Annotated in this window: 20 protein-coding genes; 5 read left to right on the top strand and 15 right to left on the bottom strand. The window is 51.7% G+C overall.

The window, feature by feature from the left end; translation table 11 throughout:
* From ACKFKF_RS26545 to ACKFKF_RS26520, 6 genes are all read right to left on the bottom strand, one after another.
* Window positions 1-1,593, bottom strand: a 1,593-nt coding sequence (locus ACKFKF_RS26545; protein ID WP_446870412.1) for a TIR domain-containing protein, incomplete at its 3' end; no start/stop codon positions are given.
* A 221-nt stretch (window positions 1,594-1,814) separates the two neighbouring features.
* Complete coding sequence (locus ACKFKF_RS26540) at window positions 1,815-2,894, bottom strand: peptidoglycan-binding domain-containing protein (RefSeq protein WP_446870411.1); 1,080 nt, start codon at window positions 2,892-2,894, stop codon at window positions 1,815-1,817.
* A 111-nt stretch (window positions 2,895-3,005) separates the two neighbouring features.
* Complete coding sequence (locus ACKFKF_RS26535) at window positions 3,006-3,653, bottom strand: DUF3318 domain-containing protein (protein ID WP_446858176.1); 648 nt, start codon at window positions 3,651-3,653, stop codon at window positions 3,006-3,008.
* A 125-nt stretch (window positions 3,654-3,778) separates the two neighbouring features.
* The gene (locus ACKFKF_RS26530) at window positions 3,779-3,955 is read right to left on the bottom strand and encodes a hypothetical protein (protein WP_446858177.1); all 177 of its coding nucleotides are present in this window, start codon (window positions 3,953-3,955) and stop codon (window positions 3,779-3,781) included.
* A gap of 173 nt (window positions 3,956-4,128) precedes the next feature.
* A complete protein-coding gene (locus ACKFKF_RS26525) occupies window positions 4,129-4,485 on the bottom strand; it encodes a resolvase (RefSeq protein ID WP_446858178.1) in 357 nt (118 codons plus the stop codon).
* Between the two features lie 197 nt (window positions 4,486-4,682).
* Window positions 4,683-5,438 carry a DUF1350 family protein gene (locus tag ACKFKF_RS26520; RefSeq protein WP_446870410.1) on the bottom strand — a complete coding sequence of 252 codons (756 nt, stop codon included), beginning with the start codon at window positions 5,436-5,438 and terminating at the stop codon, window positions 4,683-4,685.
* A 160-nt stretch (window positions 5,439-5,598) separates the two neighbouring features.
* On the opposite strand from ACKFKF_RS26520, the gene ACKFKF_RS26515 reads away from it, so the two are divergent.
* Together ACKFKF_RS26515 and ACKFKF_RS26510 are read left to right on the top strand one after the other, a co-directional pair.
* A complete protein-coding gene (locus ACKFKF_RS26515; protein ID WP_446870409.1) occupies window positions 5,599-7,176 on the top strand; it encodes a sensor histidine kinase in 1,578 nt (525 codons plus the stop codon).
* 226 nt (window positions 7,177-7,402) lie between these two features.
* The gene (locus tag ACKFKF_RS26510; RefSeq protein ID WP_446870408.1) at window positions 7,403-10,897 is read left to right on the top strand and encodes a HEAT repeat domain-containing protein; all 3,495 of its coding nucleotides are present in this window, start codon (window positions 7,403-7,405) and stop codon (window positions 10,895-10,897) included.
* Between the two features lie 49 nt (window positions 10,898-10,946).
* On the opposite strand, the gene ACKFKF_RS26505 is transcribed toward ACKFKF_RS26510, so the two are convergent.
* Complete coding sequence (locus ACKFKF_RS26505) at window positions 10,947-11,687, bottom strand: HEAT repeat domain-containing protein (RefSeq protein WP_446870407.1); 741 nt, start codon at window positions 11,685-11,687, stop codon at window positions 10,947-10,949.
* 246 nt (window positions 11,688-11,933) lie between these two features.
* Window positions 11,934-12,134 carry a chlorophyll a/b-binding protein gene (locus ACKFKF_RS26500; protein ID WP_446870406.1) on the bottom strand — a complete coding sequence of 67 codons (201 nt, stop codon included), beginning with the start codon at window positions 12,132-12,134 and terminating at the stop codon, window positions 11,934-11,936.
* A gap of 324 nt (window positions 12,135-12,458) precedes the next feature.
* Here ACKFKF_RS26500 and ACKFKF_RS26495 point away from each other — a divergent pair, with 324 nt between their 5' ends.
* Together ACKFKF_RS26495 and ACKFKF_RS26490 are read left to right on the top strand one after the other, a co-directional pair.
* A complete protein-coding gene (locus tag ACKFKF_RS26495; RefSeq protein WP_446870405.1) occupies window positions 12,459-14,093 on the top strand; it encodes a transglutaminase domain-containing protein in 1,635 nt (544 codons plus the stop codon).
* A 3-nt stretch (window positions 14,094-14,096) separates the two neighbouring features.
* Window positions 14,097-14,240, top strand: a complete 144-nt coding sequence (locus tag ACKFKF_RS26490) for a hypothetical protein (protein ID WP_446870404.1) — start codon at window positions 14,097-14,099, stop codon at window positions 14,238-14,240.
* Here the strand turns inward: ACKFKF_RS26490 and ACKFKF_RS26485 are convergent.
* The 7 genes from ACKFKF_RS26485 to ACKFKF_RS26455 all read right to left on the bottom strand — a co-directional run bounded on the left by ACKFKF_RS26485 (window position 14,237) and on the right by ACKFKF_RS26455 (window position 23,624).
* Window positions 14,237-14,740, bottom strand: coding sequence for a tetratricopeptide repeat protein (locus tag ACKFKF_RS26485; protein WP_446870403.1), 504 nt, complete (start codon window positions 14,738-14,740; stop codon window positions 14,237-14,239). The two genes, ACKFKF_RS26490 and ACKFKF_RS26485, sit on opposite strands and share 4 nt — an antisense overlap.
* 73 nt (window positions 14,741-14,813) lie before the next feature.
* Window positions 14,814-15,260 carry a type IV pilus biogenesis protein EbsA gene (ebsA, locus tag ACKFKF_RS26480; protein ID WP_446870402.1) on the bottom strand — a complete coding sequence of 149 codons (447 nt, stop codon included), beginning with the start codon at window positions 15,258-15,260 and terminating at the stop codon, window positions 14,814-14,816.
* Window positions 15,261-15,372: 112 nt separating this feature from the next.
* Window positions 15,373-15,750, bottom strand: a complete 378-nt coding sequence (ebsA, locus tag ACKFKF_RS26475) for a type IV pilus biogenesis protein EbsA (protein ID WP_446858187.1) — start codon at window positions 15,748-15,750, stop codon at window positions 15,373-15,375.
* A 273-nt stretch (window positions 15,751-16,023) separates the two neighbouring features.
* Window positions 16,024-17,934 (bottom strand): GTPase, encoded by a 1,911-nt coding sequence (locus tag ACKFKF_RS26470; RefSeq protein WP_446870401.1) that lies wholly within the window; start codon window positions 17,932-17,934, stop codon window positions 16,024-16,026.
* A gap of 257 nt (window positions 17,935-18,191) precedes the next feature.
* A complete protein-coding gene (locus ACKFKF_RS26465; protein ID WP_446858189.1) occupies window positions 18,192-18,950 on the bottom strand; it encodes a DUF928 domain-containing protein in 759 nt (252 codons plus the stop codon).
* Between the two features lie 44 nt (window positions 18,951-18,994).
* Entirely contained in the window at window positions 18,995-19,210 is a 216-nt protein-coding gene (locus ACKFKF_RS26460; RefSeq protein ID WP_446870400.1) for a hypothetical protein, read from the bottom strand.
* Between the two features lie 202 nt (window positions 19,211-19,412).
* Window positions 19,413-23,624 (bottom strand): CHAT domain-containing protein, encoded by a 4,212-nt coding sequence (locus ACKFKF_RS26455; protein WP_446870399.1) that lies wholly within the window; start codon window positions 23,622-23,624, stop codon window positions 19,413-19,415.
* A 641-nt stretch (window positions 23,625-24,265) separates the two neighbouring features.
* Between ACKFKF_RS26455 and ACKFKF_RS26450 the strand changes: the two genes are divergently transcribed.
* The gene (locus tag ACKFKF_RS26450; protein WP_446870398.1) at window positions 24,266-25,972 is read left to right on the top strand and encodes a CHASE2 domain-containing protein; all 1,707 of its coding nucleotides are present in this window, start codon (window positions 24,266-24,268) and stop codon (window positions 25,970-25,972) included.
* Window positions 25,973-26,060: the final 88 nt, after the last annotated feature.

Genomic DNA, 26,060 nt, shown 5'->3' with positions numbered 1-26,060 from the left:
TACGCTGTTGACATAACTGCTGTGCCCTTTGAGCGTCTGCAACTCCCGTCCCTGCCTATCCCATAGCTTCACCGTGCCGTCATGACTCCCAGAAGCGATCGTCTGTCCATCCGGGCTGAAACTCACGCTGAGGACAGAACTGCTATGCCCTTTGAGCGTCTGCAACTCCCGTCCCTGCCTATCCCATAGCTTCACCGTGCCGTCATGACTCCCAGAGACGACCGTCTGTCCATCCGGGCTAAAACTCACACTGCGGACAGCATCGCTGTGCCCTTCTAATCGATTGCGTTCATTGATGCGATAGACCACCTGTTGCAGAGCAGCCTTTACTCGCATCGGTGCCTCACCATCCAGGTCTTTTTCCCACTGTTTCAGCTTGTGTCCCGCCTTCAAGCCCTCCGCCAGCGCTTCTAGCGTCAAGTTAGACGCAGAGAAATTGAGCGCAGTCAGACTTTGGGCATTCAGTTCAGCATTTTTGCGGCCTCTCTCTGCTAAGGCAGTTGCCACCAGAGCCTTCTGTGTCTGCGTCTCAGCATTATCTCGCTGCTGTTTCGCCTCCACCGTCTTCTGATCTGCCAACTCCTTTGATGCCAGCGCCCTTGCCTTCTGCTCTGCCTCCGATTTCTGCGCCACCTCCGCCTGTTGCTGTCGCTGTTGTGCCAACTGTCGCTGCTGCGATTCATTCTTACGCGCCGTTTCTGCCCTCGCCAACGCCGCTTTTGCTTCCTGCGATCGTCGCTCTGCCAATTTTTGCGCCGTCTCCGCCAGCTTCAATGACTTTACTGCATTACCCTTCTCAGTCTGAGCATTTTGCTTCTCTTGTTCAGCCCGTTCACTCTGATTTTGCGCCTCCTTTTTTTGAGCGATCGCCTCTTTCTTCTGATCGTTCGCTACCTGCTGCTGCTGAAACGCAAAAACGGCAGTTCCCGTCGCTGCGATCGCCAACCCTCCCACGATCGCCACAAACACCCGCTGCTTTTTTGCCTCTGCCCGTTGCCGCGCCGTCTCCGCCCTCCGACTCGCCCCAATATATTCCCCCTGAAGCTCCGTCGGCTGAGGCTGCTTACTCGCCCCCTGCGTCAACCACTGCTCCGCATCCTCCAAATCAGTGCCCCGCAGCAAAAAACTCTCATTGCGCTGCTTGTCCTCCCACTCCACCGCCCGTTCCGTCAAGCGCGTATGCGATCGCACATACCCCAGATCCATCTCGATCGCCCCCACCAAATCCCGAAACCCGCGATCGAACTCATCCGTCTCCCGAAAAGGCAGCCAATTGTGCTTCTTCAACACCGGATGCATCTTTGCCATCTCAAACCCATCCCGACGCACGATCGGCACCACCCGCTTATTGTGCTTGACCGCATGATCAATCTCATCCCGACAAATCGAAGAGGCGATCGAATCAGGACTGATCACAAACACAAACGTATTCGTCCCCTCGATCCCCCGCTCAATCTCATGCCACCAGTCAGCCGTCAGCGGAATATCCTGCCAATCCACCCAGGTTTCACGCTGGTCAGCCAACAAAGCCTCATGCAACCTTTCGACAAAGACCTTATCCTTGCGAGAGTAAGAAATGAAAACGTCAGACATAAGAGCGATCGCAGCATTTTACTCCCATTCAGAATAACCGCTCCCACCCTGCCTCCCCGCAAAGTGGCAAAAATTTTTATACCTGAAGCGATCGCCCTTCCGATCCCTCACCTCCACCCCCCGTCAGAAGATGTTTCAAAATGTTCAAAGTCCCCCAGAATGGGGGATTTAGGGGGCTGCCTGGATCTATAATCGCAGCGAAAGATTTCATCGAATTCACGTTAAAACCCATCCACCGACCAGTGCGGCGGATCATATTCCAGTTTGTAAACTCCATAGGATGCACCCACCGTCCAGAGCTGAGGACTGTCATTCCCATTGCGAGGCGCACCAATGCTCACCGTTCTGCCCGACCCGTTTCTGATATTCAAATTACCCTGCCAATCAATCAGCCAATCGATCGCCAGCGCTTGAGTGTGACGCGATCGCAGCGCCGCCGGATTGCTCCCAATCCCATACGCCTCCACCATTTGCCGCGCAGCCTGTAGCGATCCCGCGTTGGTGTAGTGCACCCAATCAATATCTACCCCACTCATGATTGGCACAGATTCAGGTGCAATATCCCGATTGTTGATCGACACAGAATAGTGCATCAGATACGCCCGCTCTGGAGGTCGATACGTGTTGGTGATCTCGATCGTCGCCCCCGCATCTCTGAGCGCCTTTTCAAATGATTGCACCCGCTGCCGAAACGGAGAGGCCAGATCATCGATCGACCGACTCGCCGGGAAAAATCTCACCCACTGGGCCCCACTCAATCGAGCGCGCAGCCGTCTCGCATACTCCGTCAAAATCTCCAACCTAGGCGTAAAATCGCTGCCCAATTTTTGTTTCGTGGCCGTCGAAAGCTGCTGCTCTAGCCGCGATCGAAACCCCACATCCAGAATTTTGTACGCCTCTGACAACCCCTTAGCGCTTCTCGCCCCAAAGTCACCATCCGCACTCAGAGCAGGATTGAGCCGACCGATCGCATTCAAGCTGGTTTGCAGATCCCTGACTTCAGACGGCCCATAGTTAAGGTAGTCCAGCAACATGGCTGGGGTCAGGTTTGCGACGCGATAGATAAACCCTTGAGCCAGCGCCTTACTATAACTTCCGGCCCCGACAATGCCATCTGCGGTCAGACCGTTTTTCTTCTGAAAGTCACGAGTCACGCGATCGGTCGCCTGGCCAAAACTGTTGTCGATCCCGCCGATCGGAAAGTTCAAATCTTGTAAAAAACGCTGCCACGCGCCAACAGCGGCCCCCGTAGACCCGACTCTCAAAATGGGTAATTTGAGGGCACTAATCTTAAAAGCCATACGCTCACCTAATCAGAAAAATGGGCAACAGGTTAGTAGGCTTTTAAGTATCGCCTTAATCGTCCGCTACCCATTCTCTTTTCCAAAAAGGTTTAGATTCGGTCGCAAACTCTACTCAAAGTCGTTAGGAGCCGAAGATTTCATCTTAGCTTTTGCCTTGGCTGCACTTTTCTTCAGCGCATTGAGACGAGCTTCATACTTGCTGCGGAGCCGCTTTTTGGGAGTCTGGTCGATTAGCGTTTTGAGAGCACTTCCCAAACTTTTGTAGGCGTTGGGCAAGGTGTAGCCAAATCGAGTCGCGAGCGCGATCGCCCGTTCGTCAGCATCGGCGGATTCTTGCAGGTTACGCTCACTATTGTTTTTCTGATAGAGACGAAAGCCAGCTACCCCAGACAGTCCCAGGGCCAAAATCAGCAGCAAGGCATCTTGTACCCACAGTTCGCCAACCGCGCCACCAAGACCGATCGCCAGAGCCGCCATTTCCCAGCCATCTTTGGGGATGGTGTCGGCCTGAATCCGAGCGACCTCGTGCCAAAACAGAAGATTTCGCTGGTCGATCGCCAGTTGATCCCATTTCGGCATGTCGATTTGGATTTCAACTTCGTCCCGGCCGATTTCTTCACTGGTAATCAGCGTCGGATTGACGGCAGTTGTGACTTCGATCGTCACCCAACTCTGCAATTCGGGCGGCAGCAACGTCTTTAAACGCCGCAGTTCGCTCATGTCGGCCCTGGCAGTCGAGGTTGCATACGATGTCATTGATCCAGCCCCAGAACAATATAAATAACACTTCCCTTGATCATAGCGATTGCACGGATCATTCGGGTAAGGTCTATCTATTTTGCCGGATCTGAATGAAATGCTGCAAGACTTTGAAGCGGAAGCTATTTCACGTCAGCGACAGGAGTGGGTTGAATGGTGGGTGAACTACTGGGTGTGTAGTGACCAATCATCAAAATTGGGAGGATCAACGTGAGCAAGGCGATCGCCGTCCCAATAATATTTGCCATTGTGTGAGTAGGGTGTCCTGATGGAGTGGTAGGCGGACTACCAGATTGCATAAATTATTTAAACCAACTCAACTAGACTAACGTCAGAAAACGCGCAGCTTTCATCATTTAGCCCAAAATTAGAGAGAAATCTTTCACTCGTATAAATAATTCTAACGGGATTTGGAGGGATTTTTACTTTTGGTTAACAATCGCAACTTAAGCAACTCAGACGCAACTTAAGGTCACGATCGCGCTTTAAGGGTTTGATGAATGTGTTGCAACTCGGTCAAGATGGCTTGCAGCAGTTCTTGAGTGGCGTTGGACTGGGGTTCTTGGACTTCGATCGTCACCTGTTTAATTCTCAAGACATCTTTTGCAAACCGCGCCACTTCGTTGGGGTGAAACAGCAAAATATCGTTGGGACTCTCTCGCAGTTCTGCGTTCAGCTTTTTAGGATCGTAGGGCGGATTTGCTTCGTCGGGATTGGTGTTAGCATAACGGTAGACTGAGGCTCTCGATCGATTCAGCGCTTTTTGAACGGCATCGACATCCATTAACCCCAGCGTAGCGACCCCAATCTCAGAGTGTGTCAGCGTCATGTATGATTTCTTGTATTTGGACGCGCAAATCTTACCATAAGACGAGGGACAGGGATGAGGGTGAAAGAAGGGATGAGGGATGAGGGATGAGGGATGAAATGCTGATAGAGCTTGCTCAAAATCCCAAAAATTTCACCAAACATTTTCAAGCTCAACCTTTTAACTCCGCAACTTTATCTTGGTTCATCCCTCATCCCTTAAGAGAACGGGTTGAGCCACAGGAGAATGGTTTTTTCGAGTTGGGCGAGTTCGCGGTAGACTTCTTGGCGCATCCACTGAGCGATCGCGTCAAAGGGTGTGAAGTCTTTTCCTGCTTGCCATTTCATATCTTGTCCTAGAGGGGTTACATGACTGCCGTTGAGCGTTCTGAGCGAGTTCATGCCAGGAAAGCGCTTTTCTAGAATGTTGGATAGCGGAACGGACTGGTCGATCGTATCGTTAGAAAATTTCACCAGCAAATTGCGTCGGACTTGGTAGCGATCGCCAATCATTCGATGCGTCTCAAGCGGTGACGGAGTGAACTCGACCGGGAAAACAGTGGAAAATTGATCAACTAAAGGAACGGCTTCCTTGGCGGAGAAATTATTGTAGGAGATCAAAATATTGCCCGATCGCTCTACCGAAAACAGACTGCCGATTAATAAGTGCAGCTTGCAGCCCATGCTGTGTCCCATGCCGTAAATCGGAAGGTAACGGTTGAGGATGCGAGTTTGCAACACTTCTAGCGCTATGTTGAAGCTTTTGAACACTGATCGGGCAATCTCAGCATGATCAAACGTATTGACAAAGGGAGTAGCGACGATCGCATAGCCCTGGGTTGCCAAATATTCCAATAGGCGGCGGTAGGTGAGATGGGGAGCAGTGGCCACAAATGCGCCGCCCAAAAAGTGAACGATCGCCACAGGTCGCGCCGGGACTAAAACCCAATTGCCAGAAATTTCTTGCCAGTCCATTCAGCTTTTTGATTACCAAAACATCTATCCTCATTCTGTCTAGCTTTTTACGTCTTCGCTTCGACAGTTAGCCGTACATCAATAGAAACTCGAATTCGCTGCTAATCTTTCAAAAGGCGGACATTGCACCTCGATCGGTACGGTTCTACACTCACCGATCGTGCTCAAATCTAGATACGCTCGTAGTCAGGTAGCGGTCGAATGTATTGAACGGATTATGCACGAGTGGATTTTACCAACTCTCAGTGAGATTTTGACTTCGCCAACAACGGGTGATCAGCTTTTAGCGCCGTCTCCCAAAAAGCTCTCGGTAGCTCAACAGCGAGTTAGAGCCGAGCGGGAATGGTTTGGCGCGATCGCCGCTTTAGAAGTCTTGCTGCAACAAAATCAGCAGGCAATGTCAGAAGATTCTCAAGTCAAAGGGGTGATCCTGGCTGGGCCGTTGCCTGTTTTGGGTCAGCCTGAGTTGTTGGCAAACTACGCAACCTGGTCTTTTACGTCTGATCCGATGGCGACGTTGATGGGGTTGCCGTTTCAGTTGCCGCCTGCTTTGGGTGAGCCATCGCCTTGTGAAACCAATCCTACGTTGTCGCTGTTGCCCGGAGATCCGCTGGCGGCGGAGCAGTTTTGTTTTGCCCTGACCGATCGCTTTAGTCTGGCGATGGTGCTGGGCGAAGATGCTGACGGCAATCCTCAGTTTTCGTTTTCGTTTGACCCTGACTGTGTGGAGCGGGTTTGGCAAACGTTGCGCCTGCGAGTGGTGTTGATGAATGCGTATCAGGTCGGACGGTTGGATCGGTTGTTTCAGCAGTTTCCGCCGATCGCGCCTGACTATCGACTGGTGACTCAGTTTAGCCATCAACTGCTTGCCCACCTTCCCGATATCGAAGACTCCAAAGAATCTCAACTCAGAGAAGAACAGATCGGAATCGCCTTACAGAGAACACGCCGACGCGCTAGGTCGGCCTCTACTACGTCCGCGATTTTGTCGTCTCCCCAAAGCCTTGATGTCGAACTGCTGCAAGCGATCGCTCACGAAGTCAGAACGCCCTTGACGACGATTCGCACGCTGACCCGATCGCTGCTCAAACGGCGAGACTTGCTGCCCGATGTGATCAAGCGGTTAGAAATGATCGATCGCGAGTGTAGTGAACAAATCGATCGGTTTGGGCTGATCTTTCGAGCCGTTGAGTTAGAAACGTCGGCGACAAAACTCGAATCAACTTCCCTGACTCCGACTTCTCTAACCGAAGTGTTGCAGCAGAGCATTCCTCGATGGCAAAAGCAAGCCAGTCAGCGCAATCTGACGCTAGAAGTGATTTTGCCGCAACAGATGCCGCCTGTGGTGAGTGATCCGACGATGTTAGATCAGGCTTTGACGAGTTTGATCGATCGATCGGCGCGCAGTTTGCCCTCCGGAAGTTGTATTCAAGTCGAGGTGACGCTGGCGGGGGATCAGCTTAAATTACAGCTTCAGTCTCAAATGAGTCCAACTGAACATCACGAGGCCAAAACGCGAGGACACTACAAACCCCTGCTCAAGTCGCTGGGTCAGGTGTTGATGTTTCAGCCAGAAACGGGCAGTTTGAGTCTCAATTTAACGGTAACCAAGAATCTGTTTCAAGCATTGGGCGGCAAGCTGATTGTCAGACAGCGACCCGAACAAGGTGAAGTGTTTACGCTGTTTTTGCCATTAGAACCCGGCAGTATCCATTCAGGAACGCTGCACCACATTTAAAAGAATTTCATGAAGTTGGCCGCGATCTGGCAAAACTACTGGGGAACAATTACGGTATCAGGGTTGCCAAGTATTACCGATCGCAGTCATCGTAGGAAATTTCTACTAGATTTTACGCAGATAGCCTTTAAAGGTTTCACTTAAAGGTTTCACTTAGACGCGATCGCACCCCCAATCTTTTTACGGCACCCCTGCATTGATTACCCATTTTTGCAGGCGTTCTGGCATGGCTACGCGCACCCGACAAAACTTTCTTCTGATCTTGAGCCTTTTGTGTCTGTCGATCGGGCTTCATCCTACCCAAGGACTCGATCGCCTCGACGCGACTGAGATTTCATCGTCCCAACTTAGCAAACTGGCCGATCGCCAGTCTCCAGATGGAGTGGCCTCGCTCAAACGCCTGGGAGTTTCAGCAATTCCAGCCCTGCTGAAAGTGGCTCAAAATCCTCAAGAAAAGCCAAAAGTGCGATTGTTTGCGATTCAGATTCTGGGCGAAATGGGGGCCGAAGCAAAATCTGCGGTCTCGATGCTGGCAGAATTGGTGCGCGACCCCTCGCGGGTAACTCGAAGAGAGCGTAATCTGTCCATTCGGGTCAAGGCGATCAAGGCGCTGGCGGAAATTGGCAGTGTGGCCAGTTCTGCGGTACCCGATTTGACAGTGGCTTTGTCGGACTCAGATCCCCAGATTCGAGGCGAGGCGGCGACTGCTCTCGGAAAAATTGGCAAAGCTTCTAAGTCAGCGGTTCCGGCCCTGGTGGCGACACTCAACGATTCTAAACTGGCGGTGCGGCTCAAAGTGATCTACGCGCTCTCTAACCTGGGAGCAGACGCAAAATTGGCCGTTCCTGATCTGACGCAGGCCCTCTCTGACCCTCAAAAAGAAGTCCAAGTGGGGGCGATCGTCACGCTAGGCAAGCTGGGGTCAGAATCTAAGGGATCGGTCAAAATCCTCGCTCAGTTGCTCACCGATGGCGATAAAGATATTCGACTCAAAGCGATTACCGCCCTAGGAAGTATTGGCCTAGACGCGGGGGCAGCCGTACCAGAATTGACGAGAGCATTGCGACACAGCGATCGAGACACGCGATCATTTGCGGCCTTGACCCTGGGTAAAATTGGGTCTGAAGCAAAGTCAGCAACTCCCGAATTGACCACCGCGCTGTCGGACTTAGATAAAGATGTGCGTCAGTATGCGGCGGCCGCTTTGGGCAAAATTGGACTAGAAGCAAAGTCTGCCCTACCTGAATTGGTGAAAGCGCTCAAAGATGAGAATCCGGCAGTGCGCTTGAGTACGGCGGCCGCTCTGACTCGCATTGCAGGCGTTTTGCAAGATAAAGCCCGATCGCTCAACACGACAGAGCTATCCGACGCTTACACCAATCTCGAAAAAGCGTTGCCCGTTCTTGAAGATGTCCAGGCAGGATTTAGCGAAGAAGTGCTGGCGGCGGTGCGGCGATCGCTTAGCGTGCTCAAAAATGAGAAAGAGTCGCGGCTGTTTGAACGAGTGTTTGAATGGGGACAGTCTAATCCTGCGATCGCGAGCATTTTACTCTATCTCATGACCATGCCGTCTCTGTGGGCGATCGTCCTTTTAGCGCGTCCCTTATGGCTGCTCAAACTCAACAACGCCCTCAAGCCCTACACCGATTTTGAGATTCCCAGTCCGCTGGGCGGCAGCGTCAAAGTTCCCCTGCGGTTTGTGTTATTTGTCGGCTGGTTTCACTATCACCCAAGGGTTTTGGATGCCTGGGTTCGTCAGCAGATCGACGTAGCGCGAGAAGCGTTTGCCCACAAAAATACGGTGAGCGATCGTAAGGTTTACATTCCGATTCCTGTCGTGTTGGATGGCAATACCGTTGCTGAACTGGCCAGTCACGATTTGCACACGACCTTTTGGGATGGGCGGCAGTGCCTCTTGATTTGGGGAGAAGGCGGCATTGGCAAAACCAGTCTGGCCTGTCATTTGGCCAAGTGGGCAATGGCGGATGATAAAACGTCGCGGCTCTGTCGTCATCGCATGTTGCCCGTGTTGATCGAGCAAGAATTAGATTTTAAGCTGCCGGATGATAAAAATCCTTTTCGGGAGGCGATTCGGGGCCAACTGCAAGCCTTGATCGATGCCTCTGATCCTCTATCTGACGAGTTTCTCGAACGGCTGCTCCGGCAACGCAGAATTGTGGTGATTGTCGATCGCCTCTCCGAACTCAGCGAAGCCACCCGCGAACAGATTCGCCCCGGTCATCCTGACTTTCCGGCAAATGCGCTGATTGTTACGTCACGAGTCGAAGAAACCCTGGACGAAGTGCCCAAGACCACAATCAAACCACTTCGCATCGAGGGCAACCGCCTATCTTCCTTTTTAGAAGCCTATCTAACTCAACGCAGCAAACGAGAACTATTCACCGATTCTGAATATTTTGATGCTTGTAGCCAACTGTCCAAAATGGTCGGTCAGCGCAACATCACCGTTCTGTTGGCCAAGCTCTACGCCGAGCAGATGATCGCCAAAAAAGAAGACGTTGCCGAAGAAAATCTGCCAGATAACATCCCCGATCTGATGCTCAGTTATTTAAATGAGTTAAATCGGGATGCCACGCCAGACGAACCTGACAATCTCACCGTTCATGAAGATGCCAAAATTATCGCCTGGGAATGCTTGAAACAGTACTACCATCCCGCGCCTGCCAAGCGAGATACCATTCTGGCAGAACTGGAAGCCGCTACAGGTGCCGATAGTGAAGCGGTCAAAGCGCGACTCAAACACCTAGAAAAACGACTGCGGGTGATTCAGGCGATCGGGCCCGCTCAGGATCAGATCTGTTTTGCCCTTGATCCGTTGGCCGAATGTCTCGCAGCCTTACATTTAGTCGAGCTTTACACCAACCAAAAACCCCTCTGGGACGACTGGCTGCTGCTGGCGGACTCGATGCCCGGTGCCCCCGAAAGCATTCAGGGCTTCCTATTAGCGATGCGAGATTGTTGTTTGACGCGCGCCGAAGAAACTGACGTGCCCGACTATGTGTTAGAAGAATTGGGCAAACGAGTCGGGCTGAGTGCCGAAACCCTGCGAAAAGCTCAGGTTGACCAGCGAATGCGCCGTCTTGCTCCTCAACTCTCAACCGGGGACACGCTGCTGAGACTGGATGCCATTCGTGAATTGGGAGAACTGGGGCCAGCGACCAAAGCGGTTTTGCCTGCTCTGATTCGAGAATTTCAAGACCGAGACTGGCGAATTCGGCGAGAAGTGGCGAGAGCGATCGGACAAATCGGCCCCGAAGCGAGAACTGCCATTCCAGCCCTAATCGAACGGTTGCGAGATGACGATCGCCGGGTGAGTGGAGAAGCGATCGCGAGTTTGGGCAAGTTGGGCACGATGGCCATTCCTGCGTTGATTGGTGCTTTAGAATCAAAGCCTGCTTATGTCCGCAGTACGGCGGCCTGGGTGTTGGCTAGTTTTAATGCGACCGCGAGAGGGGCCATTCCCGCGTTGACGGCGGCACTCAAAGATGAAGATTGGCAGGTTCGCTGGGTGGCAGCCTATGCGCTGGGTTGTATTGGCCCAGAGGCTAAGTCGGCGATTCCCAGTCTGATCGAGGCTTTTAAAGGAGAGTACGAACTCGTTAGCAAAGAGTCCAGCCGTACGCTGTGGCGCATTAGTGGAGAAGCTGAAGCGATCGTCGCGGCTCTAGGCGAGATGGGAAATGGGCGAGAGGATAATTAGGGATGAGGGATGAGGGATGAGGGATGAGGGATGAAAGCTCGCAAATTCGTTACTTATGAATCTTCCTGATTGGCTTGACGGCCACAATTCCATAGTTGAGCTTTAACTTTTGAATGGCGGCGTTGGCGGCTTGCATCACACTGCCCGACGAACTTACTAGCGCCTTTTGCAGATAGGGCAACCCTTTTTCTGACTGAATCGAGCCTAACGCTTTGATAGCAAACAGTCTCACCTGCATACTAGAATCCTGAGTCAGCTTGCCTAAAATTGGGATCACTTTTTCTACCTCGGTTGTGACCCTGTGGGGAGAGACAATTTCGCCGATCGCCATTGCTGCATATCCGCGAATCACAGGACTCGAATGTCGAGTGTATTGAATCAATTTGGGCAAATGTTTGAGTTGTTTTGAGCGACCCCAGGCCAAAACCTCCTGGCTGACATTCTCTAAGCTGGCACTTTGAGGACGGCGCGGATCGTGAATCGCTGGAGGCAAACTGATGTCTTCAACAGACGATCGACGGCTTTCTTCTGCTTCGATCATCGGTTCGGGAGTTGGGTCTGAGACCGTTTCTTCGACTTCCCACGGGTCGGCGATCGGTGGCGACTGATAGGACGATTGCGGCTTCTCAACCGTCGCAACTGGCAGGGCTGGTGGCAGAGATGGGGGCAAAGAAGTCTGAACTCGCTCGACTACTTGCGCTTGCTTATTCTTTTTCTCAAAGCGCGAATAGCCAAAAATCGCCCCACCGACCAGGGCAACAAAGGCTGCCAACGCAATAATCTGAGCCATAACCTTCTCCAGGATTTGTCAATCTCACCATTTTGAACTATCCCACTAAAGGTAGAGATCTGCTTTAAATTTTTGAGTCAAAAACGTCCCAGAAAAGGCATTCGTTCTCATGGGTGCGTTGCCGAAGGCACTTAACAGCATTTGCTAGCCTTATCTTTCTAAAGTCGTCAAAAAAATAGGAACAGCCTGCTTTCTGCAAACCATTCCCACTTTTTGACTGACTGTTAATCCACGTTTGCCAACGGACTACTTAACCAGGTTCAACACGTCACGCACCACACTAAAACCAGCCAGATCCCAGACCAGGTAAGCCAAAAAGCCAATCATTGCCAGGCGACCGTTCCAAAGCTCGGCTTGAGGACTCCAACCAAACAGAAAAGCGTTACGGTCTTTGCCGTTGTATGCAGTCGAAACGGGAGGTAAATCGGTGCTAGTGGTAGATTTCATGGGAATGCTCCTGTGGGCTTCACATTTCTTAGCTTTACACTTCTTAGCATAGAGGGCTTCTCTAAAGGTGAAGTCTATCTAAAGGCACAACCTAAATGATTCCTGATGATTCCTTTTGCTTTTGAGGCTGGAGAATGGGCGATCGCGCACAAACTTAATTTTTCTAACCATGCTATTTTTGCAGAGCGCCTCTCTAGATACATTGATCAATTGACAGTTATGTTTATGATCATTCGTATTTACGGATTACATTAAATTCCGATGCTTAATCTCGGCATCTCTCACGACCAGTTCCCTCCTCATACCGCTCCTCACTCGATCCCGATGAGAACGATTCGCCCGATCGCTGTTTACGCCCTCAATGGATTGGCCGTCTGGCGCGATCGACTGTTGGCAATCGATTCTATTCGCGGTTTTTTGACGCAGATTGATCCGGCTACCGACAATACGACGATCGTCAACGCTTGTAATACTGAGCAATTTGTTGATGCGACTGGGTTGGCGGTTGCGGAGGACACCATCTGGTTTGCGTTAGAAAATAGCGTCTACTTTTGCAGCTTTGACGATCTCACACCTCGATTGTTTGTCACGTTGCCTTATGCCGTCGATGGGGTGGGCGTTTGGCAGTCTACCGTCTACGTGACTTCTCAAAAGCTGGGCTACATCTCGATCTACCAGCGAGACACCAAACTCAAGATCACCCAGTTTCCGCTACCTGGAGTGGGTGCGACGAATCTGACTGTGCGCGATGAAGAACTCTGGCTGTGCGATCGCACTGAGCAGACGGTGTATTGTCTCGATCGCGCCACCGGAGAACTCAACTTCAGCGTATTGACCCCGTTTGAAAGTCCGACTGGATTGGCGTTTGTCACTGATCCCACGACTGGAAACCCGATTTTATTTGTCTCCTACGCCAGCGAAGAGGTTTACATTCGAGACAATCCCAACGAAGATCCCAGCCACGAATTGGCCTATCGCGATCGCACGTTCATTCATCCGCTTCAGTTTCGCTACGACAAACAAGGTCGATACGCGCTGTCAAATGGCTATCTGGTCGAGATGTCTTATGTCGAAGAATTACTGCCGCTTGACGAAGTGAGCCTGGAAGATCTGGAATGGCGAATTGCGCTCCCCGCAGAAACTCATCGGCAAACGGTGCGATCGGTCGAAGCGATCGGCATTCCCTTTACCGAAGAAGTTCAGGCGGGTCAGCGGGTCGCCGTCTTTAAGTTTGACTCGCTCAAGTCTGACGAACGCCACATTTTTGGCTGGAAAGCGCTGCTAGAAGTGCGCGGGATCAAGTACCAACTCTCGCCAGAAGATGTTTACAAAGCGCCCGATCTCCCGCCTGAATATCAAGCCCAGTATCTGATCGACGATGACGAACTAGCAATGGACACGCCCATTATTCAAGCGGCGGCCAAAGAAGCGATCGGCACCGAAACCAACCTGCTGCGGAAGATTCTCAAAATTCGCAACTACGTCTACGATCGCCTCTCTTATGGGATCAAGCCTCACATTGATTCTCCAGATGTTGTAATTGAGCGGGGCGTTGGTTCCTGTGGCGAATATGTGGGCGTTTTGCTGGCACTGGCTCGACTCAATGGCATTGCCTGCCGGACGGTGGGCCGCTACAAATGTCCGCCCTACCCCGAACGTCAGCGCATTCCTCTAGAACCAGACTATAACCATGTGTGGATTGAGTTTTACGTGCCTGGATTTGGCTGGCTGCCAATGGAGTCAAACCCGGACGATATTATCGATCGCGGCCCTTATCCCACTCGCTTTTTTATGGGGTTGCCCTGGTTTCATGCAGAAATCGGCAAAGGGATCACATTTGAGTCGCTGAGAAGTGGCGGTGTTCCGGTGGGTGATTTGTTTGATTTGTCGATCGGTGATCTGGCGCTCAATCACGTCCGATTCATGATCCTGGAAGAACTACCCGCTTTGGAGGGATGAAGGATGAAAGAAGCCAAAATCTGGGCGAAGATCCTCCAAAATTGGCAGCTTGCGGGCAGAAGTGCTGAATACCGCAGCGAAAAAACTTCGTCGAACTTCTCAGAAGTCGCCTGTCTCACTGGTGCGTTTTCATTGAATTCGCCTTAAAGCTTTGGCAGTAAATGCCGAATGATTTTTGCTTGCTGAGTGTCGCCCTTAGATTGGAAGGTGCCTTCGGCGGATCTTAAAAGTTCTCTGGCTTCGTTGCGTTTGCCTTGTCGGGCCAGGGCTTGTCCTTTTCCTAGATAGGCAGCGACGAGGTTGGGGTTCAAGTTGAGGGCTTGGTCGTAGGCGGCGATCGCTTCGATCGAGCGGCCCTGCTTAAACAAAAGACCAGCTTTGGCTACATAAGCTTCGGCATAGTTTGGAGACAGCCGGATTGCTTGCTCAAAGGCGGCGTAAGCATTGACCGCATCCCCCTGCGATCGCGAAACAAATCCCTGTTCTAGCGCAGCGCTGGCTTGTGGTTTTGGAGGTGCACCCTGGGATTGGGAAGAAGAAACCTGTGTCAAAATCAAGCTGAGAAAAGTCAAACTCGCGATCGCAAGGGGGCTGTGGGTAAAGCGCACCGTTTTGTCGAACCTGATTCTCAACGCTGGCGGTTTCATTGAGGGGACACAATGTTTGGATTGCAAAAATCTATCACAAAAAAACAGCCTCAAAAAGCCCTTTCATCAGAGCTTAATCTTCAAAGCGCAGGAGCTTGCGGTAAAACGATCGCGAAAAGTCTGTAATCTGCCCATTGCTTTGTCTGTATTGCATCAGCACCTCGATCAAAAAATCAACAAATTTGAAGTTTTCCATTGTGATCTCGTAGCTCAATTCGGCTTTGCCATCAAACTGAATCCGACAGAGACACAGATCCGCAGGTAAAGGTGAGACATTCCAGGTAGCGATAAAGGGAATGTCTGAGGCTCCTTCGATGTTGCGTTTGCCTTCGATCGCTCCCGTCTGGTGTAGCGAAAGGGCATCGGGCAAGACTTTCTTTTTGTTAACTGGGTAGTAAGGCAAATAAAGCCCTACTTGCTGAATAGAAGCAGGCTGTAACTGCTCGATCGTCATGCTGAATTGTAAAAAGGACGCGGCGATGATCCCTGAAGAATGAGCGACCCCTTGTGGGTAACTCACAGAGATCGCTTCCTGCTTATTTTAAATTTATAAGAGGGAATTCTACGTATAAAGATTGCTGCAAAAGCAAAAAAAATCACACTCCTACAGCGCAAATCATAAATTGATGAAGTTAGTCTTCTAGCTTAAGCAGCTTGCGATAAAAGGATTGAGAAAAATCGGCCAGACGAGTGCGGCGAAAATTCATCACAACTTCGATCAAGAAATCGACAAACTCAAAATTGGCCATCATGATTTCGTAGCTCAATTCAGCGTTGCCATCAAATTGCAGACGACAGCGACAGAGGTCAGCCGGAAGCGTAGACACATTCCAGGTTGCAATAAATGGGATGCTTTCAGCCCCCTCAATTTTTCGCTGACCTTCTAATGCGCCTTTTTGGTAGAGGCTAATCGCATAGGGTAGAAGTTGCTTCTTACTAGCCTGGGGATAGTAAGGAACGTAAACTCCGACTTGCTGCATCGGGGCGGGCTGAAGTTGCTCGATCGTCATGCTAAATACTACCTATTTCATCAATCTAAGAGTTTGTTTAAGGTGACTATCCGACGGCTAAAACTTAGTTTGCCCAAATCAGCCGCTCTGTCACGCAACCTTTTATAGCATTTTGGTGCAGCCCAGGAGTCGAGCGATCGTCCATTAAAGGTAAAGAAAAGCAATCTCTCTTCTCATTAATGTGGATTCGAGACTGTGAATTTGATGCCGTTTTTTCGCTTCGCTATTGGTGCTTGTGCTCCCAACCTGCCAATTCTGGGGGACTTTCAGTCTCTAGGTGGTCTGTGCCACTTGCAAATAGTACTCAAATCGAGCCTGAAGCTGGTCTGGAGTGAGTGGCTGCGTCCAATATTCCGTTAGAGCGTGACCAAAAGCCCAGGCGTTTTTGTCGGGCGATGCAGAGTTTTCTAGCAACAACCCCCAAAAGGACATCAGATCAAAGGTCGGCGGATTGAGTTCTTGAGCGGTCAGCAGATTAAACAACTCGTAAGCAAGTTGAAGTTTGCCAATCACAACAGGCAACTGCTCGATCGGAATCTTCTCAGCCAGCATCAGCGCCAAACTGGGTGAACCTGTCGTGAGCGTGGAAATAAAGCTGAGAATAGGACTTTTGAGAAAAGCGGCCAACCCCTGCGTGGTGGTCATCTGGAAGGTATAGCGATCGATCAATCGGGCAGCGGCGATTGTCCGGGCATCCAAATTTCTCAAAAATCGGGCCAGCCGCAACTGTTTGGCGGGATCGATCAGATCCAACAGCGCGACCGACAACGCTTCGACTCCCCAAGCCTGACGACGATCGCCCCCCGTCACCAATGGCAACACCAGCGAACAGGTTTCCTGAAACACGCCCGATCGATACTCCGTCGCCTCTCGAATGGAGATTTCTTTGGGACGATCGCCCGATCGCCAGTCATAAGGAGGCTGCCACTCCCGAATCGGCCGCAATCGATCGACCTGGGTGACGATCGCCAGAGTCGGTAAATCTTTGACTTCAGCTTTGAGATCTTTGAGAAAGTCGAGATCCATTTGCAAAGCCGGATCAAGCGCGGGCGTAAGCAGCAACACCACATCTGCATGGGCGGCATGGTCGATCACCTGATCTCGCAATTCGCCCCGGTTGATCTGCTCGTAGCCAGGCGTGTCCCATAAGGTTAGCGCCTCTCCGGTGGAGGTTTGCCAGCGATAATCTTGCAGGCGATCGGTGCTGGGTAGAGCATCCACTTGAGCTTGAGCTTCGACAAACAGGGTGTTGATCAGGCTACTTTTTCCGGCTCCGGTGCGACCGACGAGCAGCAAATTGACAGGCTGTTGGGCGATTGCTTCGGGTGACTTGGTTTGAGAGAGAATCTCGCGCAGCGTTTGGGTTTGGGCTTTTGGCAGAGCAGGTTGAGCCGGGGTGACGGTTTCTAGACCGGGGCTGGCACTGCCGCTATAGAGTGTGATCGCTTGTCTGCTTAAGTTTCTCAAGGCTGCTTCTCGTAGCAGTTGGTTGAGGTTGCCTAATAGCTCCTGGGTGGCGCGATCGCTGGTGCGTTGGGTGGCTGTGCGGGCGACGGCGGCGGCGGGGTTGAGCAACCATTGGGCCCAGTTCCAGGCTCGCCAGACTTTGCGGGCAGAGGGTTCTAGCTTCTGGTAGATTTCGTAGGCTTGATAGGCTTGTCCGATCGTCACTTGGTTGAGAACCGGCCCCAATCGCTGCATCCACTGATCCAAATCATCCACTGTGCCGCGTAGCAGTCGATAGGCCTGGGGAATGTAGATATTGAGTAAGGGCTGTTTGGTCTGGGGGTAGTAGATTTGGGCGATCGCGCTAATAAGCTGTAAACAGCGCTGCCAGAAGATGTTCCAGTCTTCCCAGAGGGGCGGATCGCTGCGGGTTTCTTGCAGGATTTTTTGCAGTGCAGCATCGGCTTGCTGGCTCGAAACGGTGGCAGAAGCGCTGGTGGGAATGTCTGCTTGCTCGGCGGCCAGTTCGGTGACGATCGCTTCGACTTGAGCCAGGGCGGGACGTGTCCATTTCACCAAAAGCCAGCGCCAGCCTACAAAGACGACCCCAAAGACGGCCCAGATCCAGCTAAGACCCCACTCGTGAATCTGAAATCCGGCACTTAGGAGCAAAAAGCCAAAGACCAGGGCGATCGGAAGCCCCAACACTGCCCATTGCCAAATTTTGAGTCGCACCATCGTTCCGCCTCATATTGTCCATTCTCATGCTAGACAGCGAGGGGACGATCGACCGAAATTCTTTTAACGTCAATTTGGTCAAGCTTGGCGGTTCAAACCGCAGTGACGAGAACAAAATCGTTTCGCGGATTAATGCCGATTAGTAAAGCCTGAATCGGTCTAGTCTACGAAGGCAGACTTTGTTCTTTTAGGCGCGTTGCCGAAGGCACTTGCGAAGCTACTAGCATTCGTTAGCCTTTGTTTTATGAGCAATCCTTTTAGAGTCCTCGATCGGCGACTTGCAAAATCGGTTTGCTGCCCACCTGGGTGAGGAGAGACTTGAGTTCCGATCGCAGATAGGCGTTTTTGGGATCTTTTTGGTAAGCCTCTAGCAGCGCATCCAGGGCATCGTACCAGATTCCATCGGCGGCAAAGGCGACCGCTTTTTCGAGATTGGATTTGCCTCGAATTTGGCGCTGTAGCAAGGGATTGTTTACCCGTTGAATAAAGCTTCTGGCGTAGATTTCACTCGTGCCGCCTGCTTTACAGGTGACTAAGACCGTCCAACGATATTGCGTGCCAATCTTGAGCGGCTTTTTGGTCGGAAGATCAACCTGGACAATGCCCGACTTGGTAGACTGCAACTCTTTGACAAAGACAGGTTGGGCAACAGCCGGATCAGACAGCACAAACTTCATTGACACCGTTTTGGGAGTCTCAATGTGCCAAAAAAAGCTGGGATTGCTGGCGGTGGTGACCAGTCCTTCGGCCGTGTCGGGAACGAGCAGCGTCAGAGCTGTGGGCTTAGAGGAGTTGTTATTACAAGTGACAATTTCCTGTCCTCGTCTGCCGCCAGAAAGGGTACTGCGAACGCTGCCAAGCTTGCGATTGGGTGTCCAGCGGACTCGACGAGTTTGAGCCGATGCGGGAGAGCCAATTTCTAAAGGACGAACCGTGAGATCGGACGGAAGGACAACGATCGAGCAGAAACTGATCGCAGCCAACGTCACGGCATGGAGCAATCTGAGGTTTGACATGGTTCTGAGTATCTGTGCGATGGGAATACACGGGATTCACGGGTCTAAAACAGGTCGCGCTCTAATGCTCCCTTTAACAACAAACCCCGTCTGTCACGCTCCGATCGGAGAATGGCACAACGGGGGCAGTTGGCAGAAAGCTCATTAGAATTGACCGAGAGGCTCAAATGATCTGAAATCACTTTAGGCGGGGACACTTTTAGCCGGGCATCGATCGTCGATTTGAGGTGAATCCGACAGAGTTTTTGCCAGGGTTGCACCTTTGAGAAGTCTCCTGAGAAGTCTCCTGGATTCCCGATTTGATCAGGGACTGGAGAAAGCGCAAAACATCAAGGCTTAACGGCATCAAACTCACATGATTGAGTTCTACAAAGTTTCTTGGCAAGAATCCGGAGGGTTGGGGATCAGCGACGGGGGCATGACCAGATGAGTTTCCTCAACTGATTTGTTAGATCTAAGGGTTTACCACGGGTTGCCAACGAGTGTGAAGGCTGACCAGTAGAAAGGATGGATGAAGGCGATCGTCTTAGCAGGAGTCAGATTAGCTGGGAGCGAAAATTTACCCTGGGATGTAATCAGGCTACCATTCTCGATTCGGACTTTGCCCGTGAGGAGTGACAGTTGTGCGCGGCGGAGGGCTTCGACACGGGTGGGGGCAGTTCTCAGTTCGGTATAAAATTCGCTCATCAGGGCGAGGGTGCCGATATCAGAGACATCCCACAGGCTGCCGAGGATCGATCGCACCCCCGAAGCGGCGGCCAATCCCGCAAATCCTAATTCGGCATCCGGGCTACCGACAGCAGTGGCACAAGCGCTCAAGACCAGCAGATCGATCGGCGGCTTATCGAGTTGTAGCGATCGCAGTTGGCTAAATCGAATCTGGGTGTCCCAAAGCTGAATGTAGGAGCGATCGGGGGCACCCGCGTTGAATTGGGCATGGGTGGCAAGGTGCAAAATTCCAGGATTAAACTGCTGTTTTTGGGCGATCAGGGTTGCCAAAGTAAAGTCTTGATTGAGAAACCGTTTGCCTCTCCAAAGCTGTTGGCTGATGAGGTTGAGTTCGGTGGGGACAGCAGGAAGCGGGTCGAGAGCCTGAAAGCGATCGGCTCCCATAGCCAAAAGGGTTTGCCCGGTTAGCTGGGTCAGTCTGCGATCGATTAAAGACATGCTGGGGGTGACTGAGACGGCGTAGCGGCTAATGACAAAGCCAGTTTCGTCAGAGAGGGCGGCGATCGGGACGGTTCGCAATCCTTCATCCAGGCAGTAGATCAGACTGACAATGCGGGCTTTTTTTAACTGAGGTTCGAGAGGTTGTAAAAGCCAGCCATAAAGCTGTTTGGACAGGGCAACATATCCATTGGGATCTTCTGCGTCAGAAGCCGCCAGTCGAAAGAGTTTTGCCTGCTGAGTGACCTGCGCGCGATCAGCCGTAGTGGAATAGCGGATGGCTTGACCTGTGGCGGTGATCAAAATCAAATCTAGACGATCGTCGTCCCGTTTTTGAGGGCGCAGCAGGGGGAAGATTGACTCCCCCTCTTTAGGTTCTCCTGTGGGCGGCGCGGGGGGAGTCGATCGCGGCACAAACATGGCGTAAATAATGCCCGTCCGAATGCCCTTTTGCTGCTGTACTTGAGTCAGCGTATTTTGAATGTCTGCGGTGCTCACTGGAGAGGAATTCGTCAAGCCAAAGTATTGCTCAAAGTCTCGGTTTAAAGATTGCTCTAAACGGATAATGCCCTGATTGGGTTGAGAAAACTGGGCAAGGGATGACAGCGCTGGAGGCACGATCGTCAGATCAGTCGGATTAATTTTTGGGGCACTGATCGGATCGGGACTGACGGGATCGGCGGCAAAATTTGACTCAACTGCGCCGATGTCGATCGTGCCGCTGACAATTCGGATTGAACCTTGCTGATCGGTTGTAGGGGCATCGAGATTACTGCCTGCATCGATCGCGGGACTGCCCACTTGTAACGCCCGAATTTGTACCGTTCCGCTCTGGGTCAAGGGGGCAAGTTTGGGATCGATCGGGTTGGTGGCGGTGCCGACTAGCGGGCTGCGAGTAAAGCCTGTACTGCCGTTTGTGATGCCGATTAAATTATTGCCCTGATCGTTAAAGTTGCCTCGAACATCCGGCGAATTGGGGTTGGCGTTGGTGGCGACGATCGTGTTGCGAAGGACGGTCGCGGTCGCATTCGGTTCTGCATAAATTCCCCCGCCTTCCAGTCCTGCTTGATTGCTGGCGATGGTGCTGTTGAGAAGGGTGGTCGTGTTGGATGGATTTGATCGAGCAATGCCGCCTCCATTACGGGCAGCCGTGTTGTTGGATAGGGTGCTGTTGACGATCGTAAAATTGCCTCGCCCAAACAGTCCGCCTCCATCGCGATCGGCACGATTATTGGAGAGACTGCTGTTGGTGAGAATCAGGGTGCTTTGGTCGTCGTTTTGAATGCCTCCACCGTTGACCGTTGCGGTGTTGCGGTCGATCGTGGTGCCTGTGATGGTGGTCAAGCTGTTTAGGGAGGCTTCGATCGCGCCCCCAAATCCGGCTGTGTTGTTCAAAAATTGGCTATTGGTAATGGTTAGCGTGACTTCTGATCCTGAGATTCTGATGCCGCCGCCGTCAATGGCAGCGATGTTATTGGTAAAGGTGCTGTCGTTCACCGTAGCGTTGCCTTCAGAAGTATCGAGACCGCCGCCATGAATCGCTGCCGTGTTGTTAGAAATGTTGGCGTTACGAATCGTCAAATCTCCTACATTGTAAACGCCGCCGCCGCTTTCTCCGGTGGTATTGTTAGTAATCGTGCTGTTGTTAATGATCAAATTACCTGCGTTCAAAATTCCGCCACCTGATCCAGCTATCGCATTCCCTCCAGTGATTGTCAGATCACTTAAGCCTACGACTGCTTCCGGTGCAATTTGTAGAATGCGAACCGTTCCTCCTCCGCTAATCGAAGTGTTCAAGCGATTGGTTCCGCGAATGAGTACAGATTTATTCACGTTGATCGTTGTATTTCCGGTATAGCTGCCTGCTGAGAGGTTAATCGTTCGACTACCGGAGACGTTGCCAATGGCGGCGATCGCAGATTGAATCGAGCTTGTGGGCGGCGTTGCTTCTGGATTAACTTGATTGAGATTAAACGACAAACTTCCTGTGCTATTGAGATTAATTGTAGCGTTGTCATTTTGCAAAAAACGTCGTCCAATCAGCGAGAGTGAAGCCGTTCCGCCTCCCGTTTGATTGATCGAGTCCGTCAAAGTAATGTCACCGTTGCCGCCCGTTCCGCTAGTGGTTGTAATCGTGACATTGGTTCCGTTGTCGATCGCCACTGCAATAGTAGTCGGATCGATCGTGGTATTCGTGACTGGATCAAAGATTCCGCCTGCGAAAGCTCCGGTTCCACCTGCCACAATGTTGATGTCAGCAGGATCAAGTAGCCAAGTGTTTGCCTGGACGCGGGCACCCGTTATATCGAGGCGCTCTTTCCCAGACGTTTCGACCTGCCCTCCCGGTGCGGTGAGTGTGCCATAAAAGCGCATTGTCTGGTCAGCCCAGAGGACGATCGTACCGCCTCCATTGAGACCCTCAGCGCTGATCTGCGTCTTGTCATTGCCAAAAACAAACTGCGATCGCGGCAGTATTCCTTGTCCCTGATAGTCTCCTCCGATGCGAATTGTTCCCCCCGTTATTCCAGAAGCGTTGAGGGTGGTATCGACCAGTGCAATTTTGTCACCCAGCAGGGTGATCTGGGAGGGCCCGGCCGTCGCGGAATGAGTCAAAACCTGTCCGCTGATAATCGCTGTTCCGGGCTGGAGAATGATTCCTTGCGGGTGACTCAAAGCGGGAGAACTGGTCAGCTTGATCAGTCCATTCTCAATGACCACTCCGGTGGCATCGTTGAGCGCTCCTCCGGCGAGGAGTTGAGGCAGCGATTTTGGCAGTGTTGTGGGCGGTGATTCTCCCTGATTGGCTAACGGCAATTCTACACTCAGCAAACTCCCCACTTGACTAATGCGGACGCGCGCTTCTCCAGGAATGGCTGCGATCGTAATGTCACCCCCTGGAGCACTCAGAGTTCCTGTATTTAAAACACTGCCTCCTAGTAGCGTGAGCGACTGTCCCGGTTTGACAATGAGTTGACCTGCGTTAAAAATGCTGCCCGACTGCGGTGTGAGAAAGGCAAACTCGATCGGAGTGCCCCCCAACCTAGCATAGTCATTGGCTCCCGTTGCCCAAAACCACCGCCCATTGCCAAACCCAATCCCATTCGCAGTCGTCACCCCAAACGCAGCAGGCACATCTAATCGAGCACTCGCCCCAAACAACACCCCCGCTGGATTCATCAAATACAGGTTAGCGTTGCCGCCTGTTATCTGAATCAGCCCATTAATGATTGAGGCATCGCCCCCGGTCACCCGACTGAGAATGTTGCGGATGCTCGGATCGGATCGAAAAATGGCAGCCTGATCAGCGGTGAGATTGAAGCGATCGAAGCTATGAAACAAGGTATTCCCCGTCTGAGTACCCCCCTTGATATTGAATTGGTCGCCCTGGGGCGTGACGATCGTGCGTGTACCGTCGGCCGCGGGTTGGATCTGCGCCAGCGTTTTTAGGGGTAGCGAACCAAAAATGCACAAACCAAGCAAAAAAACTGCCCAACTTTGAGTGATCATGCGTTGCGATTTTTTAAGAAATGTGTGGTTGGTTCAGCAGCGAGTGGCAAGTGCTACCAAAAGATTTCGTTAGCGGTAGAGAATATTTTGATGGGTTAACTGATGGGTTAACTCGGAGTAGAGCAGCAGTTTCTGAGTGATTGAGGGCACGATCGGATAGAAAACGATCTCAATTTCTAAGTCTTTGTACTGATTGCAAAAGCTACGAACCAGTATCCGTATAGCTGAGTCTGTCTCTTCACGTTGTGCTGGAGATGCTTTATTCTGACAACATTGGGGCAAAAGGTGGATTCTTGAAGTCGTTTGCGAGGTATGGATGATTATAAAGGATTGAGTTGCTGGTTTGGTCTGGCTACTTTTAAATTCTTCGCTAAACTGTTAATCTAGAAGTCTCAGTAATCCCCCTTATATTAAATCTTCAAAAAGCACACAGCTTCTGACCTGGCTGAGAATTTCCTTCAAACCATAATTAAGCTGACTCTTACTAGGCTTTTGGGTCTACCCAAACAAACGTTGTGACTCGCTCTGATCAAGTTTTTTCTCTAATCGTCTGTATCTTTAAAAACCGTCACGTCAATGCTCTTACACTCAGTTAGTCTCACCGTTGTCCATCTGTTAGCGATCGAGGGTCAAAAAGTTTCATGACGCGAGCGTTTTGGCTCTCAGGCATCACCACGGCAAGCTGTATTGTTTTGCTGCGGGCGCTGGGCATCTTCCAACTCTGGGAACTCGCCGCCTACGATCGCCTCCTGCAACTGAGACCTCCTGAACCGGACGACGATCGCATTGTGATTGTGGGCTTTGGCGAAACGGATTTGCGCGCGTTAGGCAGTTCTCAAATTTCTGACCAGGTGATGGCTAAATTGCTGAAGCGAATTCGAGCGCAACAGCCCCGCGTCATCGGTCTAGACTTTTTTCGCAGCCTGCCCACGCCACCCGGACACCCCGAACTGCTCCAAGTCTTCAAAACGACTCCTAACTTGATTGGCATTGCCAAAATTATCGGTGACCAGCAAGGTGCGGCGGTGGCAGGCAATCGGGTGTTGATTGACGACGATCGCATTTCTGCAAGTGATGTGGTTGTCGATTTTGACGGACGGGTGCGGCGGGGGTTGCTTTATCCTAGTGCCGAGGGGCCGACGGCGATCGAGTCGTTTGGGCTGCGGCTGGCCTTAAATTATCTAGAAGCTAAAGGCATCAACCCAGATCTCCCATCTCCTGTACTCAAGCTACAGACTGTCACCTTTCCGAGCTTGACGCAGCACGATGGAGGCTATGTCAACGCAGATGCGGGAGGCTATCAAATTTTGCTCAACCCACGGGGGAGAACGGGCAAATTTCGCATGATTTCGGCGATCGACATTCTAGAAGACCGCATTCCTGATCTATTGCTCAAAGATCGGATTGTGATGATTGGCAATACCTCAGTTGGCGATTCGGATGTGTTTTTTACGTCCTATAGCAGTGCGTCTGGCTCCAGCCCTGAGCCAATGTCGGGTGTTGAGCTTCATGCCAATGTCACCAGTCAGATTATTAGCGCTGTTTTAGACGATCGACCGCTGATGCAAGTGTTGCCCAAGTGGGCGGAATGGTTGTTGATTGTGCTGGTTGCTTATGTCGGGTTTTGGATCAACGCTCGTCAGGTTGCTCGTCCCCACAAAATTGCCTTCACGCTATTGCTGATGTCGGGAGTGGTTGCGTTGAGCTATGGGTTGCTGATTGTGGGCTGGTGGGTGCCTGTGGTGCCTGCGTCGATCGCGATTCTTACATCCGCAACGGTGATGACGGCGGCTGAGGCCCAGCGTTTGAGTATTTTGTCGAGTCAGGATGAGTTGACCCGATTGGCTAACCGACGCACGTTTAATGAGTGGCTAGAGCGAGAATGGTCACGATCGCTGCGATCTCAAGGGTCTCTGGCGCTGATCATCTGCGATGTCGATTACTTTAAGCGGTACAACGATACCTATGGGCATCCCAAGGGCGATGACTGTTTGCGGCGGGTTGCAGATGCGATTCAGCAAGCGGTAAAACGACCAACGGATCTGGCGGCTCGCTATGGAGGAGAGGAGTTTGTGGTGCTGTTGCCCAATACTGATGCTCAAGGAGCGTTGCAGGTGGCAAGGGCGATTCAGCTTGAGGTACAGGCGCTGCAATTAGATCATGTGGGGTCGCGGGTTTCTCCGTTTGTGACCCTGAGTATGGGGGTGGCGAGTCTGGTGCCGGAGGCGAGTTTGTCGCCTGAGATGTTGGTAAACGCGGCTGATGCGGGGTTGTATGAGGCAAAGCACAAAGGACGCAATCAGGCTGTGTTTCGGGTGGCACAGCTTCCGGTGAAAAAAGATAGTTGACGAAAGAATTTTCGGTGTTACTGAATCAGGGGACGAATTGCCCCAAAGCGGCGGGAAACCCAAGGTTCAAAGTCCCCCAATTTTGGGG

The sequence above is a fragment of the Phormidesmis sp. 146-12 genome (genome assembly GCF_052939495.1).
Note: the sequence above shows the minus strand (reverse complement) of the source record. Positions and strands in the feature narration are given on the sequence as shown.

What these genes read in the sequence shown, in the direction of transcription:
- ebsA (WP_446858187.1), bottom strand. Translation starts at nt 15,750, where the DNA reads ATGACGATCGAGCAACTTCAGCCCGCCCCGATGCAGCAAGTCGGAGTT.
- ACKFKF_RS26465 (WP_446858189.1), bottom strand. Translation starts at nt 18,950, where the DNA reads ATGTCAAACCTCAGATTGCTCCATGCCGTGACGTTGGCTGCGATCAGT.
- ACKFKF_RS26450 (WP_446870398.1), top strand. Translation starts at nt 24,266, where the DNA reads ATGACGCGAGCGTTTTGGCTCTCAGGCATCACCACGGCAAGCTGTATT.
- ACKFKF_RS26495 (WP_446870405.1), top strand. Translation starts at nt 12,459, where the DNA reads ATGAGAACGATTCGCCCGATCGCTGTTTACGCCCTCAATGGATTGGCC.
- ACKFKF_RS26540 (WP_446870411.1), bottom strand. Translation starts at nt 2,894, where the DNA reads ATGGCTTTTAAGATTAGTGCCCTCAAATTACCCATTTTGAGAGTCGGG.
- ACKFKF_RS26525 (WP_446858178.1), bottom strand. Translation starts at nt 4,485, where the DNA reads ATGACGCTGACACACTCTGAGATTGGGGTCGCTACGCTGGGGTTAATG.
- ACKFKF_RS26490 (WP_446870404.1), top strand. Translation starts at nt 14,097, where the DNA reads ATGAAAGAAGCCAAAATCTGGGCGAAGATCCTCCAAAATTGGCAGCTT.
- ACKFKF_RS26520 (WP_446870410.1), bottom strand. Translation starts at nt 5,438, where the DNA reads ATGGACTGGCAAGAAATTTCTGGCAATTGGGTTTTAGTCCCGGCGCGA.
- ACKFKF_RS26470 (WP_446870401.1), bottom strand. Translation starts at nt 17,934, where the DNA reads ATGGTGCGACTCAAAATTTGGCAATGGGCAGTGTTGGGGCTTCCGATC.
- ACKFKF_RS26455 (WP_446870399.1), bottom strand. Translation starts at nt 23,624, where the DNA reads ATGATCACTCAAAGTTGGGCAGTTTTTTTGCTTGGTTTGTGCATTTTT.
- ACKFKF_RS26505 (WP_446870407.1), bottom strand. Translation starts at nt 11,687, where the DNA reads ATGGCTCAGATTATTGCGTTGGCAGCCTTTGTTGCCCTGGTCGGTGGG.
- ACKFKF_RS26535 (WP_446858176.1), bottom strand. Translation starts at nt 3,653, where the DNA reads ATGACATCGTATGCAACCTCGACTGCCAGGGCCGACATGAGCGAACTG.
- ACKFKF_RS26530 (WP_446858177.1), bottom strand. Translation starts at nt 3,955, where the DNA reads ATGCAATCTGGTAGTCCGCCTACCACTCCATCAGGACACCCTACTCAC.
- ACKFKF_RS26485 (WP_446870403.1), bottom strand. Translation starts at nt 14,740, where the DNA reads ATGAAACCGCCAGCGTTGAGAATCAGGTTCGACAAAACGGTGCGCTTT.
- ACKFKF_RS26510 (WP_446870408.1), top strand. Translation starts at nt 7,403, where the DNA reads ATGGCTACGCGCACCCGACAAAACTTTCTTCTGATCTTGAGCCTTTTG.
- ACKFKF_RS26500 (WP_446870406.1), bottom strand. Translation starts at nt 12,134, where the DNA reads ATGAAATCTACCACTAGCACCGATTTACCTCCCGTTTCGACTGCATAC.